This window comes from Frondihabitans sp. 762G35, assembly GCF_002074055.1.
Classification (GTDB): Bacteria; Actinomycetota; Actinomycetes; order Actinomycetales; family Microbacteriaceae; genus Frondihabitans.
Genome location: NZ_CP014619.1, coordinates 2,101,752 through 2,118,597, shown reverse-complemented (window position 1 = coordinate 2,118,597; position 16,846 = coordinate 2,101,752). Strand labels below are relative to the sequence as shown.

Sequence of the window (16,846 nt, the reverse complement as noted above, 5' to 3'; positions counted from 1 at the left end):
GAGACACCTAGCACTAGTAATAATGGTGGTCCCTTACCTGTCAAGATAGTCGTCATTTTGGGGGACACCGGGGCGACATCCACCCCGATAGCAGGAGCCCCGTGCCCCCCGTACAGGGGGAAACGCCGAGGCTCGACCGGCCGACGCCGACCGGACGGGGGACAAAGTTCGCCGTTTCTACCCGGCGGAGCGGCTCCAGCGGCCCGGACCGGGGTGCAGAGGCACCCGGAGGCTCCGCTGGCTCTCCTGCCAGCCGGACTGCCCGCGAGGGACGGTGCGCCGCGCGGCCGCGGCCGACTCCTCGGCCTCCAGAGCAGCGAGGACCGCCGTCACGGCGGCGAGCTCCTCGGGCGTCGGCGAGCCCGCGAGCACGCGGATGGAGGCGCCCGGGACGGCGGGATCGGGGGAGGCGGCCTCGTGAGGCTCGTCTCCCCGAGGCTCCTGCAGGGCGTGCCGGCCGCTCACAGGGGGATGTTCCCGTGCTTCTTGCTCGGCAGCGAGGCCCGCTTGGTGCGGAGCGCGCGGAGCGCCTTGATGACGGCGACGCGGGTCGCGGCCGGCTCGACGATGCCGTCGAGCTCGCCGCGCTCGGCCGCGAGGAAGGGCGACGCCACGTTGTAGGTGTACTCGTTGGCGAGGCGCGTGCGCACGCCCGCGACGTCCTCGCCGGCCTCCGTCGCCCGCTTGATCTCGCTGCGGTACAGGATGTTGACGGCGCCCTGGCCGCCCATGACGGCGATCTCGGCCGTGGGCCAGGCGAGGTTGATGTCGGCGCCGAGCTGCTTGGAGCCCATGACGATGTAGGCCCCGCCGTAGGCCTTGCGGGTGATGACCGTGACGAGCGGGACGGTGGCCTCGGCGTAGGCGTAGAGGAGCTTGGCGCCGCGGCGGATGATGCCGGTCCACTCCTGGTCGGTTCCGGGGAGGAATCCGGGGGTGTCGACGAGCGTCAGGATCGGGATGGAGAACGCGTCGCAGAACCGAACGAAGCGCGCCGCCTTCTCGCCGGCGTCGATGTTGAGGGTCCCGGCCATGACGGACGGCTGGTTGGCGATGATGCCGACCGTCCGTCCCTCGACGCGGCCGAAGCCGATCACGATGTTCGGCGCGAAGAGCGGCTGCACCTCGAGGAAGTCGCCGTCGTCGACGATGTGCTCGATCACGGTGAGCATGTCGTAGGGCTGGTTGGGTGAGTCGGGAATCAGCGTGTCGAGCTGACGGTCGGCGTCGGTGGTCTCCATCTCGGGAGCCGCCTCGAAGACGGGCGGATCGGCGAGGTTGTTGTCGGGCAGGAAGCCGACGAGGGTCGCGACGTAGTCGAGGGCGTCGTCCTCGTTCTCGGCGAGGTAGTGCGAGACGCCGGAGATCTTGTTGTGGGTGAGCGCGCCGCCGAGCTCCTCGAAGCCGACGTCCTCGCCGGTGACGGTCTTGATGACGTCGGGGCCCGTGACGAACATCTGGCTCGTCTTGTCGACCATGACGACGAAGTCGGTGAGGGCGGGGGAGTACACCGCGCCTCCGGCCGCCGGCCCCATGATGATGGAGATCTGCGGGATGACGCCCGACGAGCGCGTGTTCAGCCGGAAGATCTCGCCGTACTTTCCGAGCGCGACCACGCCCTCCTGGATGCGCGCCCCGCCGGAGTCGAGCAGGCCGATGATCGGCACGCCGGTGCGGAGCGCGAGCTCCATCACCTTGACGATCTTCTCGCCGGCGACCTCGCCGAGCGATCCGCCGAAGGTCGTGAAGTCCTGCGAGTAGACGGCGACCTGGCGGCCCCCGATCGTTCCCGTGCCGGTGACGACGGAGTCGCCGTACGGCCGCTTGTCCTCCATGCCGAACGCGTGGGTGCGGTGCCTCACGAACTCGTCGATCTCGACGAACGAGCCGGCGTCGAGGAGCTGGTCGATGCGCTCGCGGGCCGTCTTCTTGCCCTTGGCGTGCTGCTTCGCGATGGACGCCTCACCGGCCGCGGTCACGGCCTCGTGATAGCGCTCCTTCAGATCGGCGAGCTTGCCCGCCGTCGTGTGGAGATCGGGCTTGGCGTTCGAGGGGAGGTCGTCAGTCACGGCGTCAACTCTACTAACGGCCTCCCGGCGTCGATGCATTAGTGTCCGACCGTGCCCTCGCGTCGACCCACCCGCCTGGTGCGCCTCGGCTGGGAGGCGCTCGGCGTCCTGCTCAGCGCGGCCTTCGCCCTGATCGCCCTGGCGCACGCGCTCGGCACGGCGAAGCGGCCCCTCCTCCTCAGCGACGCCGACTCCGTCCTGCTGCCGCTGATGCGAGCGTCATTCGAGCGGGGCGAGCCGTTCGAGTGGGGTCTCTCGCCCGTGCTGTTCGTCTTCCCCGAGCTGCCCCTCTACCTGCTGTCCGCCGCTGTCACGACCACGGTCGCGTCCTCGCTCCTCCTCAACGGCGTGCTCAACGTGGTGATCCTCTACGGCCTCTTCCGCGCCGTGGCCTCCCGGGTCGTCGCGAGCGGCACGCAGGATGCCCGACCGGGCCCCGCCCGCCCCGTCGTCGCGGCCCTCGTCGGTGTCGCCGCCCTCACCCTCCTCTGCCTCCTCGAGACGACCGCCGGCGGGAACACCGCCGAGCTCGCGACGCTCTTTCTGACCACGACCTACTACTCCGGCACGGTCATGGCGCTCGTCGCCTCCCTCGCGCTGGCCCTCCACGTCGCAGCCTGGCCGCGGGCCCGCGGAGCCGTCCGACCGGCCCGCCGCGGATCGCTCCCGTGGGCCGTCCTCGGCCTCGCCCTGGTGGCGGGGCTGGCCACCCTGTCGAATCCGCTCTTCGCCCTCTGGGCCACGGCCCCGCTCGGCCTCGCCCTCGGGGCGTCGACGCTCGTGCGGCTCCGGCGGGCGCGCGACCGCAGGATGCTCGGGCCCCTCGTCGCCGCCGCGGCCCTCGTCGCCGGGTCCGTCGCCGGCTACCTCGGCAGAGCGCCGCTCACGAGCTTCATCATCGCCCGGCAGCAGGAGTACCTCCGCTGGGACGGTCAGGCGACGAGCATCGCGTTCTTCGGGGGAGCACTCCGGGACCTCGTGTCGACGCCGCGCGGCGTGGGCGAGCTCCTGCTCGTCCTGGCTCTCGCGGTGGCATCGGTGATGGGCGCCGTGCGCGCCGTCAGGCGGGGGAGGACGGACGCCGCCGCCCTCGTCTTCGCGTCCGTGTCGGCGACGATCGTCCTCCTGCCGATCGCCCTGATCTGGACGGGCAGCATCTCGACCCGCTACGCGATCCCGCTGGTGGTCGCACCGCTCCTCGGGCTCGTCGCCCTCGTGGCCTCGACGCCGCGGCCGCGGGACGTGACCGCTCGACGCGGGGTGGCCGTCGTCGCGCTCGCCGCCGTGGTGTCCGCCGTCGTCGTCGCGACGCCTGCCGCTGGCCGTCTGCTGGCGACCGGCGCCGGCTCCGGCGACACGGGTGCCGCGTGCCTGACGGACTGGGTGCGCGACGAGCACGTCGCCGTCGCCGGAGCGACCCAGTTCTGGACGGGCAGGGGGCTCGCGGCGTACGCGGGGCCCACTGTGCGCCTCCTGCAGATCACCGACACCCTCGACGTCTATCCCTGGCTCGTCAACCTCGCCCCCTACCGGGGTGCGCGGGTGGGCTATCTCATCAGGCCGCGCGACGAGCCGCGCGACGCCGACCTGGGAGGAACCGTGGCCGCTCTCGGTCCGCCGCGCGACGTCGTCGCCTGCGGCACGTACGACATCTACGACTACCGCGGTACGGCCGGGGAGGCGATCCTCACGGAGCGCATCGGGACGAGCGCCGAGATGCTCGCGGCCCTGCGGGGGTTCGGGTGGTGACGGGTTCCCCGCCGTCGGGGTCCGGCGAGGCGGCGCAGGAGCTTCCGGACGGGTTCGCCCTGTCGCGGCGGGTCGTGCCGCGCCTCGTCCACCTCGGCGTGACCGGCTCGACCAACGACGACCTCGTGCTCCGGGCGCCCACCGCGCCCGCGGGCACCGTCGTCGTCTCCCTCGAGCAGCGCGCGGGCCGCGGTCGGCTGGCGAGGGCGTGGACCGCGCCGGCCGGGCAGATGATGGCCGCGAGCATCCTGGTCCGCCCGCGGGACGCTCGCGGCGCCGCGCTGCCCGAGGACGCGTGGGGCTGGCTGCCGCTGCTGGCGGGGCACGCGCTCGAGGGCGGCATCCAGGAGCTGCTCGACGGGGTCCCGGAGGCGCGTCCGGTCCTGCTCAAGTGGCCGAACGACGTCCAGATCGGCGGGGACAAGGTGTCGGGCATCCTGGCGGAGGTCACCACCGTGGACGGTGCGCCCGACGGCGTCGTCGTCGGCGTGGGGGTCAACCTGACCATCGCCCGGCCCGACCTTCCGACGGCGGTCTCGACGTCGCTCCGGCTCGAGGGCGTCGAGGGCGAGGCGGTCGACGTCGCCGACCGGGTGCTGTCCTCGTTCGTGGCGCGATTCGGGGCCCTGCTCGACCGTCTGGCGAGCGCCTCCGGCGACGCCACGGCGTCCGGCCTCCACCGGGAGGTCGAGGCCGCCTGCGACACGGTCGGCCGCCGGGTTCGCGTCGAGCTGCCCGACGGGACCGACCTGCACGGGCGCGCGACGGGCCTGGATCCTGCCGGCCGGCTCGTCGTCCTTCCGGATGACAAATCGGGGATCGTCCGAGTGGCCGCGGGAGACGTCACCCACCTGAGGTATGAATGACGCATGTCGACCGATGACCAGACCTTCGCGGCCCCGCCGCAGGAGCAGGTCATCGCGCGCCTGCGACCCCACGCCCGGGTGCTCTTCTGGCCGTCGGTCGCCCTGATCGCGATCTGCGCGCTGGGCGGCTGGTTCTCCGGGACCCTGCCCGAGGCGTGGATGAACCAGGCGCTGCCGCTCGTGGCCCTCGGCCTGGTCGCGCTGCTCTGGCTCCTTCCGCTCCTCGCCTGGCTCGGACGCCACTACACGATCACGACCCGGCGCATCATCATCCGGAGGGGTCTCCTCGTCCGGACCCGCCAGGAGCTCATGCACACCCGGGGCTACGACCTGACCGTCCGCAAGAACGGCGCCCAGACCCTCTTCCGCTCCGGCGACGTGCTCATCAACACCGGGCTCGAGCGGCCGATCGTGCTCTGGGACGTCCCGAGCGCCGACCTCGTCCAGTCGACCCTGCACGACCTGATGGAGGAGAACCTCAACCAGGTCGCGCGGATGAGACAGCAGGAGCAGTCGGCGCAGTCCCGAGACGGCTTCGGGGTCCGTTAGGGTCGTCGTGTGCGTATTTCAGTGATCGGATGCGGTTATCTCGGAGCGGTCCACGCGGCCTGCATGGCCGAGCTCGGACACGACGTCGTCGGTATCGACGTCGACGAGCACAGGGTCGCCGAACTCTCGGCGGGCCGCGCCCCGTTCTTCGAGCCGGGTCTCCCCGACGTCCTGTCGCGGGCCCTGGCCACGGGCCGGCTCCGCTTCACCACCGACATGGCCGCGGCCGCCGAGGCGACCGTCCACTTCGTCGCCGTCGGGACACCTCAGACGAAGGGCAGCTTCAACGCCGATCTGACCTACGTCGACGCCGCCGTCCAGGGGCTCCTGCCCTACCTCGGCGAGGGTGACCTCGTGGTCGGCAAGTCCACCGTCCCGGTCGGCACCGCCGCGCGTCTCGCGGGCGTCGTCGAGGGCGCAGGAGCCGGCGCCACGCTGGCCTGGAACCCCGAGTTCCTGCGCGAGGGCTTCGCCGTCCGCGACACCGTGGCTCCCGATCGCTTCGTCTACGGCGTGCCGCAGGGCGACGCGGGGGAGCGCGCGACGGCCGTCCTCGACGAGGTCTACGCCACGGCGCTCGCGACCGGCACGCCGCGCATCGTGACGGACTACGCGACGGCCGAGCTCGTCAAGGTCTCGGCGAACGCCTTCCTCGCGACGAAGATCTCGTTCATCAACGCCATGGCGGAGATCGCGGAGGCGACGGGAGCCGACGTCACGCAGCTCGCCGACGCCATCGGCCACGACGCCCGCATCGGCCGCCGGTTCCTCAACGCCGGTCTCGGCTTCGGGGGCGGCTGCCTGCCGAAGGACATCCGGGCCTTCCGCGCGCGGGCCGACGAGCTGGGCCTGGCCGACACGCTGTCCTTCCTCGGCGAGGTCGACGCGATCAACCTGCGCCGCCGCGAGCGGGTCGTCACCCTTACCCGCGAACTCGTGGGCGACCTCGAGGGCGCGACGATCGGCGTCCTCGGCCTGGCGTTCAAGCCCGACTCCGACGACGTCCGCGACTCGCCGGCGCTCGACGTGGTGAAGAAGCTCGTCGAGGCCGGCGCGAACGTCACCGCGTACGACCCCGAGGCCAACGAGACCGCCACGCGCAGCCTGCCGAGCCTGGTGACCGCCGGGTCGGCCGCCGACGCCGTTCGAGGCGCCGACGCGGTGCTCGTGCTGACGGAGTGGCGGGAGTTCCGCGACCTCGTCCCCGCCGAGGTGAAGGCCCTCGTCTCGCGCGCCGTGGTCGTCGACGGGCGCAACTGCCTCGACGCCGACGCCTGGCGGGCCGAGGGCTTCGTCCTGCGAGGCCTCGGGCGCCCGTAGCGGCGCTACGCTGATTCCGAGAGACAGGCACGAGGAGCACCCCATGGCACTGACGGTTGGCGTGATCGGCGGAGGGCAGCTCGCCCGGATGATGGTTCCCCCCGCGATCCACCTCGGGTTCGAGATCCGCGTCCTGGCCGAGACCGAGGGCTCCTCGGCGCGACTGGCCGCGACGGAGGTGGGCGACTACCACGACGCCCAGACGGTGCTCGCGTTCGCGCGCGACGTCGACGTCGTCACGTTCGACCACGAGCACGTGCCGCAGAGCGTCCTGCGCGCCCTCGTCGAGGCCGGCATCGCCGTGCATCCGACGCCCGAGGCGCTGTTCGTCGCTCAGGACAAACTGGTCATGCGCGAGCGGCTGACGGATCTCGGCCTGCCCGTCCCCGACTGGGCGCGACTCACGACGCCGGCCGACCTCGACGCGTTCCTGGCCGACCACGGCGGCCGCTGCGTCGTGAAGACCGCCCGCGGCGGCTACGACGGCAAGGGCGTCCGCGTCGTGTCCTCGAGCGACGAGGTCGCCCACTGGTTCGACGGTCTCGGCGATCCGTCCACCGGGGGAGCCCTCCTGGCCGAGGAGCTCGTCTCGTTCCGCCGCGAGTTGGCCCAGTCGGTCGCGCGCCGCCCGAGCGGCGACATCGTCGCGTGGCCGGTCGTCGAGTCGATCCAGCGCGACGGGGTCTGCGCCGAGGTCATCGCCCCCGCCCCCGGGTCGGCCGGCCGGGTGGCCGACATGGCCGAGAGCATCGCCCGCACCGTCGCCGAACGCCTCGGCGTCACCGGCGTTCTGGCGGTCGAGCTGTTCGAGACCACCGACGACCGCATCCTCATTAACGAGCTCGCCATGCGGCCGCACAACACCGGCCACTGGACCATCGACGGGTCGACGACGAGCCAGTTCGAGCAGCACCTCCGCGCGGTCCTCGATCTCCCGCTGGGCGACACCGGTACCGCTTCGCCCTGGAGCGTCATGGTCAACATCCTGGGCGGTCCGCTCGACGGGACCCTCGCCGACCGTCTGCCCCACGCTCTCGGCGACCAGCCCGACGCGAAGGTCCACGATTACGGCAAGAGCCCGCGCCCGGGTCGCAAGGTCGGCCACGTCACCGTCTCGGGAGACGACCTCGACGAGGTCGTGTTCCGCGCGCGTGCCGCTGCCGAGTTCTTCGCGGGCTAGCGGCTAGCCTGTCCGGGTGCTGCCAGAACCCGATCTGACCGTGTCCGACGCCCCGACGACCCCGCGCCCGCTCGTCGGCCTGGTCATGGGCTCCGACTCCGACTGGCCGACCATGAAGGCGGCTGCCGACGTCCTCGCCGAGTTCGGCATAGCCCACGAGGTCGAGGTCGTCTCCGCGCACCGCACGCCCGACAAGATGATCGCCTACGGTCGCGAGGCCGCGGGGCGCGGTCTGCACGTCGTGATCGCGGGGGCAGGAGGCGCGGCTCACCTCCCCGGCATGCTCGCGTCGGTCACGACCCTCCCGGTCATCGGTGTGCCGGTGGCCCTGGCCAAGCTCGACGGCCTCGACTCGCTGCTCTCGATCGTGCAGATGCCCGCCGGCATCCCGGTCGCCACCGTGTCGATCGGCGGGGCGGCCAACGCCGGACTCCTCGCGGCGCGCATCCTGGGGGCCTCGGATCCTGCGATCGCGGCCCGCCTCGCCGACTACGCGGCCAGCCTGGCCGACCTGGTCGAGGAGAAGAACGCCGCTCTGAAGCGAGCGCTGTGAGCCTCGCCGCGACGCCGGTCCGCACCCCGGACGCGGCCTCGCCCCGGATCATGACCAAGCGGGCCTGGTGGCTCGTCGCCCTGAACGTGCTCCTGCCCGGCTCGGCGCAGGTCGTCGCCGGGAACCGCCGACTCGGTCGCTTCGGGCTGGTGTCGACGTTCCTGTTCTGGATTTTCGTGGTTCTCGTGATCCTGTCGGCCCTGTTCGCCCGCACCCTCCTGCTCGACGTCGCCACGAACACGGCCGCGCTGACGGTGGTGCAGGTCTTCCTCGCGTACTACGCCGTGCTCTGGCTCGTCCTCACGATCGACACGCTCCGCCTCGTCCGCTTCGTGCGGCTGGCTCCGCTCGCGCGCGGGCTCGTGGCGACGCTCGCCGTGGTCGTGCTCGTCGGAACCGCCGGGACGGCCGCCTACGGCTCCTACCTCTCGGGCGTGCAGCACGGCCTCCTCGACTCCCTGTTCTCGTCGAAGAAGGACGTCGCCGCCCCCGTCGACGGGCGGTACAACATCCTGCTGATGGGCGGCGACGCCGGAGCCGACCGCACGGGTCTCCGCCCGGACAGCCTGTCGGTCGTGAGCATCGACGCGGCGACCGGCAAGACGACGATCATCGGCGTCCCGAGGAACCTCTACAACGCGCCGTTCCGCGAGGGATCGCCGCTCTACGGGCCCTACCCCGACGGCTACACCTGCGGCGACGACTGCCTGGTGAGCTTCCTCTACACCTACGGCGAGCAGCACCCGGAGCTCTATCCGGACGCCGAGAAGCAGGGCAGCAACTCGGGCATCGAGGCGGAGCGCGACGCCATCGAGGGTGTCACGGGGCTCACGATCCAGTACTACGCGCTCATCGACATGGGAGGCTTCACCGACCTGATCGACGCCCTCGGCGGCATCACGGTCGACGTGCCCTACCGCATCCCGATCAACGGCGGCATCGACGCGAACGGGCAGCCGATCAACGTCGACGGCTGGATCGAGCCGGGCGTGCAGCATCTCGACGGGTACCACGCGCTCTGGTTCGCCCGCGCCCGCCACGGCACCGACGACTACCACCGCATGGCCCGGCAGCGGACGGTGGAGCAGGCCGTGCTCAAGCAGTTCACGCCCGCGACCGTGCTGTCGAAGTTCCAGCAGGTGGCGACGGCGGGGACGCAGATCGTCAAGACCGACATCCCGCAGGGCATGCTGTCGGAGTTCGTGACGCTGGCCGTGAAGGCGAAGTCGCAGCCGATGACCGACCTCGAGATCGTCCCGCCGACCTACGACAACGTGCGGCCGGACTTCGCGGCGATCCGCGCGGCCGTGGCCAAGGCGGCGCCGGCGGTCCCCGCGCCCTAGCGTCGGCTGCGCTCCGCCCCGCCCGCCCTCCGCGCCCCGCGAGGCTCCACGACAGGCCGCTCACGTTCTTGGGGCGTGGCCAATCGTGGAGTGTCGCGCGGGGTGGGGTGCCGCGGGGTGCCCCCGATCCTGCGAGACTCCACGACACGCCGCTCACGTTCCCGCAGCGTGGCGAATCGTGGAGTGTCGCGCGGGGTGCACTGCGCCGGGGAGCCCCCGATCCCGCAAGACTCCACGACTTGCCGCTCACGTCCGGGCAGCGTGGCACATCGTGGAGCCTCACGCAGCGCGACACCGCAGGAGCCCCGCCCGACCCCGCACTCAGATCTCGGCGTGCAGCTGCCACACCTTCTCGGCGGAGTCCCGCCAGCTGAACGCCCGCGCGCGATCGAGCCCGGCGACCCCGAGCCGCGTCGACAGAGCGACGTCGTTGACGACCTGGAACATCGCCTGGGCCAGCCGCTCCGGGTAGCCGGCCGGATCGTCGCGCGGCACCACGACTCCTGCGCCCGCCGCGACCTCGACGAGCGCCGGCGCGTCGGAGTGGACCACCGGGGTCCCGAGGCTCAGAGCCTCGACGACGGGGAGACCGAAGCCCTCGGCCAGCGAGGGGAAGACGAACACCGAGGCACGCTGCAGGAGCACGGCCAGCGTGCGGTCGGGCACCCGCCCGAGGACGCGCACGCGGTCGGGCCCGAGCCCGAGCCGCTCGGCGACCTCGGCCACGCGCACGTCGCCCCAGCCCTCCGGTCCGACGACGAGCAGCGGGACGTCCGGCGCGTCGGGGTGGGCCATCGCCTGGAGCAGAGGCTCGAGGCCCTTGCGCGGCTCGAGCGTCCCCACGCTCAGGGCGTAGCGCTCCGGCAGGTCGAGCGAGTCGGCGATCTCGTCGGCGTCGTCGGGCACGGCGAGCTCCTTGCTCACGGCCCCGCCGATGACGCGGAGGCGCTCCCCGAAGTCGTAGTACTCGGACAGCTGCGAGGCGACGGCGTGCGTCGGGACGACGACCGCGTCGGCGAAGCGGTGCGCCCGCTTCGTCATCGCGCGGTGCCAGCGGACGCCCTGCGCGGTGAGGGTCGAGGGGTGCGTCCACGGCACCGTGTCGTGGATCGTGACCACCGTCTGTGTCGACGGGTCGAGCGAGCGGTCGTGCTTGTACAGCGGTGTCAGGAGGCTCGTGCCGTGGACCATGCCGCGACCGGGCAGGCCGATCGCCCCGGTCTGCCAGGCGATCGACAGCTCGCGACGACCCAGCACGGAGCGGTAGAGGCTGGCCAGTCCGGGGAGGGCGTCCTCGAGGCGGTCGTAGTCGGCCTGAGGGTGCGCGGCGACGATCCCCTCGACGTCGCAGCCCCGTGGCGCGACGCGGATGATCTCCCTCGTCAGCTCCTCGGTGTAGCGGCCGATCCCCCCCGGGACGGGTGCGAGGATCTGGTCAACGACTACTCGAAGCGTGATCATCTGTGTCGAATACTCCTGTGGCGGCGGCCTCGGTCAGCGCTTCCTGCCAAGGGCGCATGGCCTCGAAGCCCGCTCTCCGCCACGCGTCGTGACCGAGAACACTGAAGCTCGGTCGAGGCGCCGGCCTGACGAACTGGGAGCTGTCGGTCGGCTCGACCCTATCAGGATCGAGGCCGGCGACCTCGAAGACCGCCCGGGCGAAGTCGTACCAGCTCGCGCGTCCCGAGTTGGTCCCGTGGTAGACGCCGGCGGGCGCGTCCGCGTCGACGAGCGCGACCATCCGCGCCGCCAGGTCGACGGTCGAGGTGGGCTGCCCGACCTGGTCGGCGACGACCTTCACCGTGTCGTGGCTCTCGGCGAGCCGGAGCATCGTCTTCGGGAAGTTCGCACCGTGCTTCCCGTAGATCCAGGCGGTCCGCACCACGTAAGTGCCGTCAGGGTCCGCCGCGAGGGCGAGCGTCTCGCCCTCGGCCTTCGTGCGACCGTAGGCGTTCAGCGGGGCCAGGGGGGCGTCCTCCGCGTAGGGCTCGGTGCCCTGCCCGTCGAAGACGTAGTCGGTCGAGACGTGGACGAGCTTCGCGCCGGAGTCGCGGGTCGCCTCCGCGAGGTTCCGTGCGCCGAGCGCGTTGACGGCCCGTGCCTCCTGCTCGTGCGTCTCGGCGTCGTCGACGCGCGTCCAGGCGGCCGCGTTGAACACGACGTCGTGGCCGTCCACGGCGTCGCGCACGGCTGCGGCGTCGGTGACGTCGAGGTCGGCCCGGCCGAGCAGGGTGACGTCGCGCCCGAACAGCGCCTCGACGAGGTCGCTGCCGAGCATGCCGCGCGCCCCGGTGACGAGGTACTTCACGACAGGGCCGCGCGGGCCTTCAGCGGCTCCCACCAGGCGCGGTTGTCGCGGTACCACTGGACGACGTCGGCGAGGCCCTCCTCGAAGGGCACCCGCGGCTCGTAGCCGAGCTCGGCGCGGATCTTCGAGATGTCGACCGAGTAGCGCTTGTCGTGGCCGAGGCGGTCGGTCACGCGGTCGACGTACGACCAGTCCCTGCCGGTGGCCTCCAGCAGGAGCCCCGTCAGCTCCTTGTTCGTGAGCTCGGTGCCGCCCCCGATGTTGTAGATCTCGCCCGCGCGCCCCGAGGTGACGACGAGCGCGATCCCGCGCGTGTGGTCGTCGACGTGCAGCCAGTCGCGCACGTTGAGGCCCTCACCGTAGAGCGGGACGTGCCGGTCGTCGATGAGGTTCGTGACGAACAGCGGGATCATCTTCTCGGGGAAGTGGTAGCGGCCGTAGTTGTTGGAGCAGCGCGTGATCGACACGTTCAACCCGTGCGTGCGGTGGTAGCTGCGCACGAGGAGGTCGCTGCCGGCCTTCGAGGCCGAGTAGGGGGAGTTCGGCTCCAGCGGGCGGTCCTCGGCCCACGAGCCCTCGTCGATCGAGCCGTAGACCTCGTCGGTCGACACGTGGACGAAGCGGGGCAGGGAGTGGCGCAGAGCGGCGTCGAGGAGCCGCTGCGTGCCGAGGACGTTCGTCTCGACGAAGATCGACGCGTCGCGGACGGAGCGGTCGACGTGCGACTCGGCGGCGAAGTGCACGACGGCGTCGAGCCCCGGGAAGAGCTGATCGAGGAGGTCGGCGTCGCGGATGTCGCCCTCGACGAAGCGGTAGCGGGGGGAGTCGGCGACGGCGCGGAGGTTCTCGAGATTGCCCGAGTAGGTCAGGGCGTCGAGCACCGTGACCTCGGCCCCCTCGAGACCCGGGTAGGCGTCTTCGAGCGTGCGTCGGACGAAGTTGGAGCCGATGAAACCGGCGCCGCCGGTGACGAGGATGCGCATGGGATGATCTTTCTGCGTTCGCGGGCGTTCCCTCGATGCTAGCGGGCGCGGGTCGCGGCACCCCCGTGAGCGGGGCCGTGCGGGCCGAGCGGGTCCGTGCGAGGCCACCCGATATACTGCGTGCGTGCAGATACGTGAGTTGTCGATCCCGGGGGCGTGGGAGTTCACGCCGAAGCAGCACGCGGACGAGCGGGGCGTCTTCTTCGAGCAGTACCGCTTCGAGACAGTCCAGGCGACGGTCGGGCACGCTCTCGACCTCAAGCAGATGAACACCTCGGTGTCGACCCGCGGGGTCGTGCGGGGCATCCACTACGCCCTCGTCCCGCCGAGCCAGGCGAAGTACGTCTCGGTCCCGAAGGGGGCCTTCATCGACTTCGTGATCGACATCCGCACCGGCTCGCCGACCTTCGGCCGGTGGGACTCCGTCGTCATCGACGACGTCGACCGGCGCGCGATCTACCTCTCCGAGGGCCTCGGGCACGCCATCGTCGCCCTCACGGAGGGCGCGACGGTCAACTACCTCGTCTCGGAGGTGTTCAACCCCCAGCGCGAGAAGGGGCTGAGCGTCACCGACCCCGAGATCGGCCTCACCTTCCCGTTCGAGCTCGACGAGCGGCTCCTGTCGCCGAAAGACGTTGCGGCGCCGACCCTCGCCGAGGCCGCCGAGCAGGGGCTCCTGCCCTCGTTCGCCGAGTGCCTCGCCTACTACGACTCGCTGCGCACGGCGCGGGCCGAACCGACCCCGCTGCGCGCCGCGCCGCACGACGCCTAGGAGGCCGCCGATGCGCGGAATCATCCTCGCCGGAGGCTCCGGCACCCGGCTCTACCCGATCACCAAGGGCATCTCCAAGCAGCTGATGCCCATCTACGACAAGCCGATGGTCTACTACCCCCTGTCGACGCTGATGTCGGCGGGCATCCGCGAGATCCTCATCATCACCACCCCCGACGACGCCGCCCAGTTCCACCGCCTCCTGGGCGACGGCAGCGATCTGGGGATCGAGCTGACCTACGCGGTGCAGGAGTCGCCGGACGGCCTCGCGCAGGCGTTCCTCATCGGCGAGGAGTTCATCGGCGACGAGAAGGTCGCCCTCGTGCTCGGCGACAACATCTTCCACGGGGTCGGCCTCGGCTCGAACCTCCGCGCGAACACCGACCCCGTCGGCGGGATGATCTTCGCGTACCACGTGTCGAATCCCCGGTCCTACGGCGTCGTCGAGTTCGACGACGACTTCAAGGCGCTGTCGATCGAGGAGAAGCCGGTCCGGCCGAAGAGCAACTACGCCGTCCCGGGGCTCTACTTCTACGACAACCGCGTCGTCGAGATCGCGAAGGGCATCGAGCCGAGTCCGCGGGGCGAGCTCGAGATCACGTCGGTCAACGAGCGCTACCTCCGCGAGGGGCTCCTGCAGGTCCAGGTCCTCGAGCGCGGCACCGCGTGGCTCGACACGGGCACGCACGAGTCGATGATGCAGGCGTCGGAGTACGTCCGCGTCATCGAGCAGCGCCAGGGCCACAAGATCGGCTGCATCGAGGAGATCGCCTGGCGCGCCGGGTGGATCGACGACGACCGGCTCCGCACCCTCGCCGGGCCGCTCACGAAGAGCGGCTACGGCACCTACCTGCTGAGCCTGGTCGACGGCCCCGAGGACTGAGACGTCGCCTCCTCGCGGGCGAGCGCTCGTCGACGGCGCGAGGCGACGAGGGCGCCGATTCCGGCGAGCACGACATCGCCGAGCGTCATGATCGCGCGGCTCACGACGGCGAGGCTGAGGGCCGCGGCCGGCGCGGTCGCCGTGCCGAGGAGCAGCAGGAGCACGCCCTCGCGGGCGCCGAGGCCCGCCGGGGCGATGACGATCAGGAAGCCGATCAGCCACGCCGCGGCGTAGGCGCCCATCGCGAGGGCGAACAGCCCCGGGCCCGAGGCGCCGAAGGCCCGCAGGAGGAGCGTCGCCTGGACGCCGTACGAGACCCACATGACGACCGACCAGACGAAGCCGCCGATCGTGCCCGTCCAGGTCAGGTGGTCGACGTGGGCGGGGCGACGCAGGAGGCGCAGGGCGAGGTTCACGAGGCGGCCCAGGATCGGCGGCGCCAGGACGACCAGCCCGACGACGGCGATGACGAAGAGCCACCAGTAGGTGGCGAGCCCCTCGCTCGACGACAGGAGCAGCCCGGTGACGGCGACGACGGCCGCCGTGACCATGCCGATGAGCATGGAGGTGATCGCGGCGAGGGCGCTCGGGCCGCGGGCGATGCCGTAGGCCCGACCGAGCTCCGCCTGCGCGGCGATCGACCAGACGCCTCCGGGGATGTACTTCCCGAGCTGGCCGACGAAGAAGATCGAGACCGCGGCCGGGAGCGGCACGGGCGATCCGACGGCCGACATGACGGCCTTCCACGAGAGCATGTTGCACACGAGCGCCACGAGGGTGAAGGCGACGGCGAGGATCCCGGTCACGAGGTCGATCTGGGCGAGGCCCTCGACGATCTTCGACCACTGCCGGACGACCCCGACCACGAGGAGGGCGAGGGCCACGGCGCCGAAGAACCATTTGGCGTAGAGGATCACGGTCGCGCGCCGGGATCGGGGCGCGTCGACGTCCGTCGCGTCGGTGGGACTCGTGGTCACGGTGCTCCTTTAGACTTGCGGCGACAGAAAATCGCCCTCGGACACTCTAGGAGACGCCTCCCGTCCTCGTTCGTGAGACGACCGGGAGCCCCATCATGTCGAATCCCACCTCGAAGCCCGTTCTGCTCGTCGCGACGTCGACCCTCCCCGCCAAGGTGGGTGACGGCACCCCGGGATTCGTCCTCGACCTGGCCACGGCCGTGTCGGCCGACTTCGACGTGGTGGTCGTGGCCCCGATGGTGGGCCGGGCGCCGAAGCACGAGGTCGTCGACGGCGTGACCATCCACCGCTACTCCTACTTCCCCCGCCGCTGGCAGGACCTCGCCGACGGGGCGATCGTCGAGAACCTGCGGGCGAAGCGCTCCCGCTGGCTCCAGGTGCCCTTCTTCTTCCTCGCGATGGCCATCGCCGTGCGTCGCGCGAACGCGCGCTACCGGCCGTCGTTGGCTCACCTCCACTGGATCATCCCGCAGGGGCTCGTGGGCCTCGCCACGCTCGGCCGGCTGCCGCGCGTCGTCACGACGCTCGGGGGCGACCTGTACGCGCTCCAGGGCGCGGTGCCGACGAGGCTGAAGCGCCGGGTGATCCGCTCGGCCCGCTACGTCACCTGCATGAGCCACGACATGGCGGCGGAGCTCGCGAAGCTCGGTGCGACCGAGGCCCAGGTCCGTGTCATCCCGATGGGCGCCGACGTCGGCCCGGTCGAGCGCGCCGTGGAGACCGAGAGCCGCCGCCCCGGCAGCCTCCTCTTCGTCGGGCGGCTGGTCGAGAAGAAGGGGGCCGCGGTCCTCCTCGACGCGGTCCGGCTCCTGCCGGAAGATCCGTCGCGGCACCTGACCGTCGTCGGCGACGGCCCGCTCCGCGCGAGCCTCACGGCGAAGGCCGATGCGAGCGTCGAGTTCGTGGGCCAGCGCGGCCGCGACGATCTGGCCGCCGAGTACGCCCGGGCCGAGGTGGCCCTCTACCCGTCCGTCCCGGCGTCGAACGGCGACCGCGACGGCCTGCCCGTGGCGCTCCTCGAGGCCATGACGGCCGGATGCGTCGTCATCGCGTCGCGAGCCCCCGGCATCGTGGACGTCGTCGAGGACGACGTCAACGGTCTGCTCGTCACCCCGGGCGACGCCGAGGAGCTCGCCGCGGCGATCGCCCGGGTCGAGGGGGATCCCGCGCTTCGCACCCGACTCGGAGCCGCGGCCCGCGAGACGGCCAGGGGCTACTCGGTCGAGGTCGTCTCGGGAAAGTACCGCGAGATCCTCGGTGCGACGCTGCGCGGTCGCTGACCGCGCGTCGGCGA

Annotated in this window: 16 protein-coding genes; 10 read left to right on the top strand and 6 right to left on the bottom strand. The window is 71.7% G+C overall.

What is annotated here, in order from left to right; translation table 11 throughout:
• Positions 1–177 precede the first annotated feature (177 nt).
• Positions 178–465: an acyl-CoA carboxylase epsilon subunit gene (locus tag AS850_RS10120; protein ID WP_119869002.1), complete on the bottom strand. Its 288-nt coding sequence runs from the start codon at positions 463–465 to the stop codon at positions 178–180.
• Positions 462–2,108 (bottom strand): acyl-CoA carboxylase subunit beta, encoded by a 1,647-nt coding sequence (locus tag AS850_RS10115; RefSeq protein ID WP_119869001.1) that lies wholly within the window; start codon positions 2,106–2,108, stop codon positions 462–464. The genes AS850_RS10120 and AS850_RS10115 overlap by 4 nt, the downstream gene beginning before the upstream one ends.
• Positions 2,109–2,120: 12 nt before the next feature.
• On the opposite strand from AS850_RS10115, the gene AS850_RS10110 reads away from it, so the two are divergent.
• The 7 genes from AS850_RS10110 to AS850_RS10080 all read left to right on the top strand — a co-directional run bounded on the left by AS850_RS10110 (position 2,121) and on the right by AS850_RS10080 (position 9,629).
• Positions 2,121–3,818 carry a hypothetical protein gene (locus AS850_RS10110; RefSeq protein WP_123955487.1) on the top strand — a complete coding sequence of 566 codons (1,698 nt, stop codon included), beginning with the start codon at positions 2,121–2,123 and terminating at the stop codon, positions 3,816–3,818.
• The gene (locus AS850_RS10105; protein WP_236940676.1) at positions 3,815–4,684 is read left to right on the top strand and encodes a biotin--[acetyl-CoA-carboxylase] ligase; all 870 of its coding nucleotides are present in this window, start codon (positions 3,815–3,817) and stop codon (positions 4,682–4,684) included. Before AS850_RS10110 ends, AS850_RS10105 begins: the two co-directional genes overlap by 4 nt.
• 3 nt (positions 4,685–4,687) lie before the next feature.
• Positions 4,688–5,233, top strand: coding sequence for a PH domain-containing protein (locus AS850_RS10100; protein ID WP_236940675.1), 546 nt, complete (start codon positions 4,688–4,690; stop codon positions 5,231–5,233).
• Between the two features lie 9 nt (positions 5,234–5,242).
• Complete coding sequence (locus AS850_RS10095) at positions 5,243–6,553, top strand: UDP-glucose dehydrogenase family protein (protein ID WP_119868999.1); 1,311 nt, start codon at positions 5,243–5,245, stop codon at positions 6,551–6,553.
• Positions 6,554–6,596: 43 nt separating this feature from the next.
• Positions 6,597–7,733, top strand: a complete 1,137-nt coding sequence (locus AS850_RS10090; RefSeq protein ID WP_119868998.1) for a 5-(carboxyamino)imidazole ribonucleotide synthase — start codon at positions 6,597–6,599, stop codon at positions 7,731–7,733.
• Between the two features lie 85 nt (positions 7,734–7,818).
• The gene (gene purE, locus AS850_RS10085; protein ID WP_119870254.1) at positions 7,819–8,286 is read left to right on the top strand and encodes a 5-(carboxyamino)imidazole ribonucleotide mutase; all 468 of its coding nucleotides are present in this window, start codon (positions 7,819–7,821) and stop codon (positions 8,284–8,286) included.
• On the top strand, positions 8,283–9,629 hold the full coding sequence (locus tag AS850_RS10080) for an LCP family protein (RefSeq protein WP_236940674.1): 1,347 nt from the start codon (positions 8,283–8,285) through the stop codon (positions 9,627–9,629). The genes purE and AS850_RS10080 overlap by 4 nt, the downstream gene beginning before the upstream one ends.
• A 321-nt stretch (positions 9,630–9,950) precedes the next feature.
• Here the strand turns inward: AS850_RS10080 and AS850_RS10075 are convergent, their stop codons facing one another.
• From AS850_RS10075 to rfbB, 3 genes are read right to left on the bottom strand one after another with little or no spacing between them, the layout of a single operon-like run.
• Entirely contained in the window at positions 9,951–11,090 is a 1,140-nt protein-coding gene (locus AS850_RS10075; protein WP_119868997.1) for a glycosyltransferase family 4 protein, read from the bottom strand.
• Positions 11,065–11,937 carry a dTDP-4-dehydrorhamnose reductase gene (rfbD, locus tag AS850_RS10070; RefSeq protein ID WP_119868996.1) on the bottom strand — a complete coding sequence of 291 codons (873 nt, stop codon included), beginning with the start codon at positions 11,935–11,937 and terminating at the stop codon, positions 11,065–11,067. The genes AS850_RS10075 and rfbD overlap by 26 nt, the downstream gene beginning before the upstream one ends.
• Positions 11,934–12,920 carry a dTDP-glucose 4,6-dehydratase gene (gene rfbB / locus AS850_RS10065; RefSeq protein WP_119868995.1) on the bottom strand — a complete coding sequence of 329 codons (987 nt, stop codon included), beginning with the start codon at positions 12,918–12,920 and terminating at the stop codon, positions 11,934–11,936. Before rfbB ends, rfbD begins: the two co-directional genes overlap by 4 nt.
• Positions 12,921–13,044: 124 nt before the next feature.
• On the opposite strand from rfbB, the gene AS850_RS10060 reads away from it, so the two are divergent.
• Together AS850_RS10060 and rfbA are read left to right on the top strand one after the other, a co-directional pair.
• Complete coding sequence (locus AS850_RS10060) at positions 13,045–13,692, top strand: dTDP-4-dehydrorhamnose 3,5-epimerase family protein (RefSeq protein ID WP_119868994.1); 648 nt, start codon at positions 13,045–13,047, stop codon at positions 13,690–13,692.
• 10 nt (positions 13,693–13,702) lie between these two features.
• The gene (rfbA, locus tag AS850_RS10055; RefSeq protein WP_119868993.1) at positions 13,703–14,575 is read left to right on the top strand and encodes a glucose-1-phosphate thymidylyltransferase RfbA; all 873 of its coding nucleotides are present in this window, start codon (positions 13,703–13,705) and stop codon (positions 14,573–14,575) included.
• Here the strand turns inward: rfbA and AS850_RS10050 are convergent.
• Positions 14,539–15,552, bottom strand: a complete 1,014-nt coding sequence (locus AS850_RS10050; RefSeq protein ID WP_119868992.1) for a lysylphosphatidylglycerol synthase transmembrane domain-containing protein — start codon at positions 15,550–15,552, stop codon at positions 14,539–14,541. The genes rfbA and AS850_RS10050 overlap by 37 nt on opposite strands.
• Positions 15,553–15,647: 95 nt before the next feature.
• On the opposite strand from AS850_RS10050, the gene AS850_RS10045 reads away from it, so the two are divergent.
• A complete protein-coding gene (locus AS850_RS10045; protein ID WP_119868991.1) occupies positions 15,648–16,832 on the top strand; it encodes a glycosyltransferase family 4 protein in 1,185 nt (394 codons plus the stop codon).
• Positions 16,833–16,846: the final 14 nt, after the last annotated feature.

Coding starts and splice junctions, on each gene's coding strand:
- AS850_RS10115 (WP_119869001.1), bottom strand. CDS start 2,108: ATGCATCGACGCCGGGAGGCCGTTAGTAGAGTTGACGCCGTGACTGAC.
- AS850_RS10100 (WP_236940675.1), top strand. CDS start 4,688: ATGTCGACCGATGACCAGACCTTCGCGGCCCCGCCGCAGGAGCAGGTC.
- AS850_RS10090 (WP_119868998.1), top strand. CDS start 6,597: ATGGCACTGACGGTTGGCGTGATCGGCGGAGGGCAGCTCGCCCGGATG.
- purE (WP_119870254.1), top strand. CDS start 7,819: ATGGGCTCCGACTCCGACTGGCCGACCATGAAGGCGGCTGCCGACGTC.
- AS850_RS10075 (WP_119868997.1), bottom strand. CDS start 11,090: ATGATCACGCTTCGAGTAGTCGTTGACCAGATCCTCGCACCCGTCCCG.
- rfbB (WP_119868995.1), bottom strand. CDS start 12,920: ATGCGCATCCTCGTCACCGGCGGCGCCGGTTTCATCGGCTCCAACTTC.
- rfbA (WP_119868993.1), top strand. CDS start 13,703: ATGCGCGGAATCATCCTCGCCGGAGGCTCCGGCACCCGGCTCTACCCG.
- AS850_RS10045 (WP_119868991.1), top strand. CDS start 15,648: ATGTCGAATCCCACCTCGAAGCCCGTTCTGCTCGTCGCGACGTCGACC.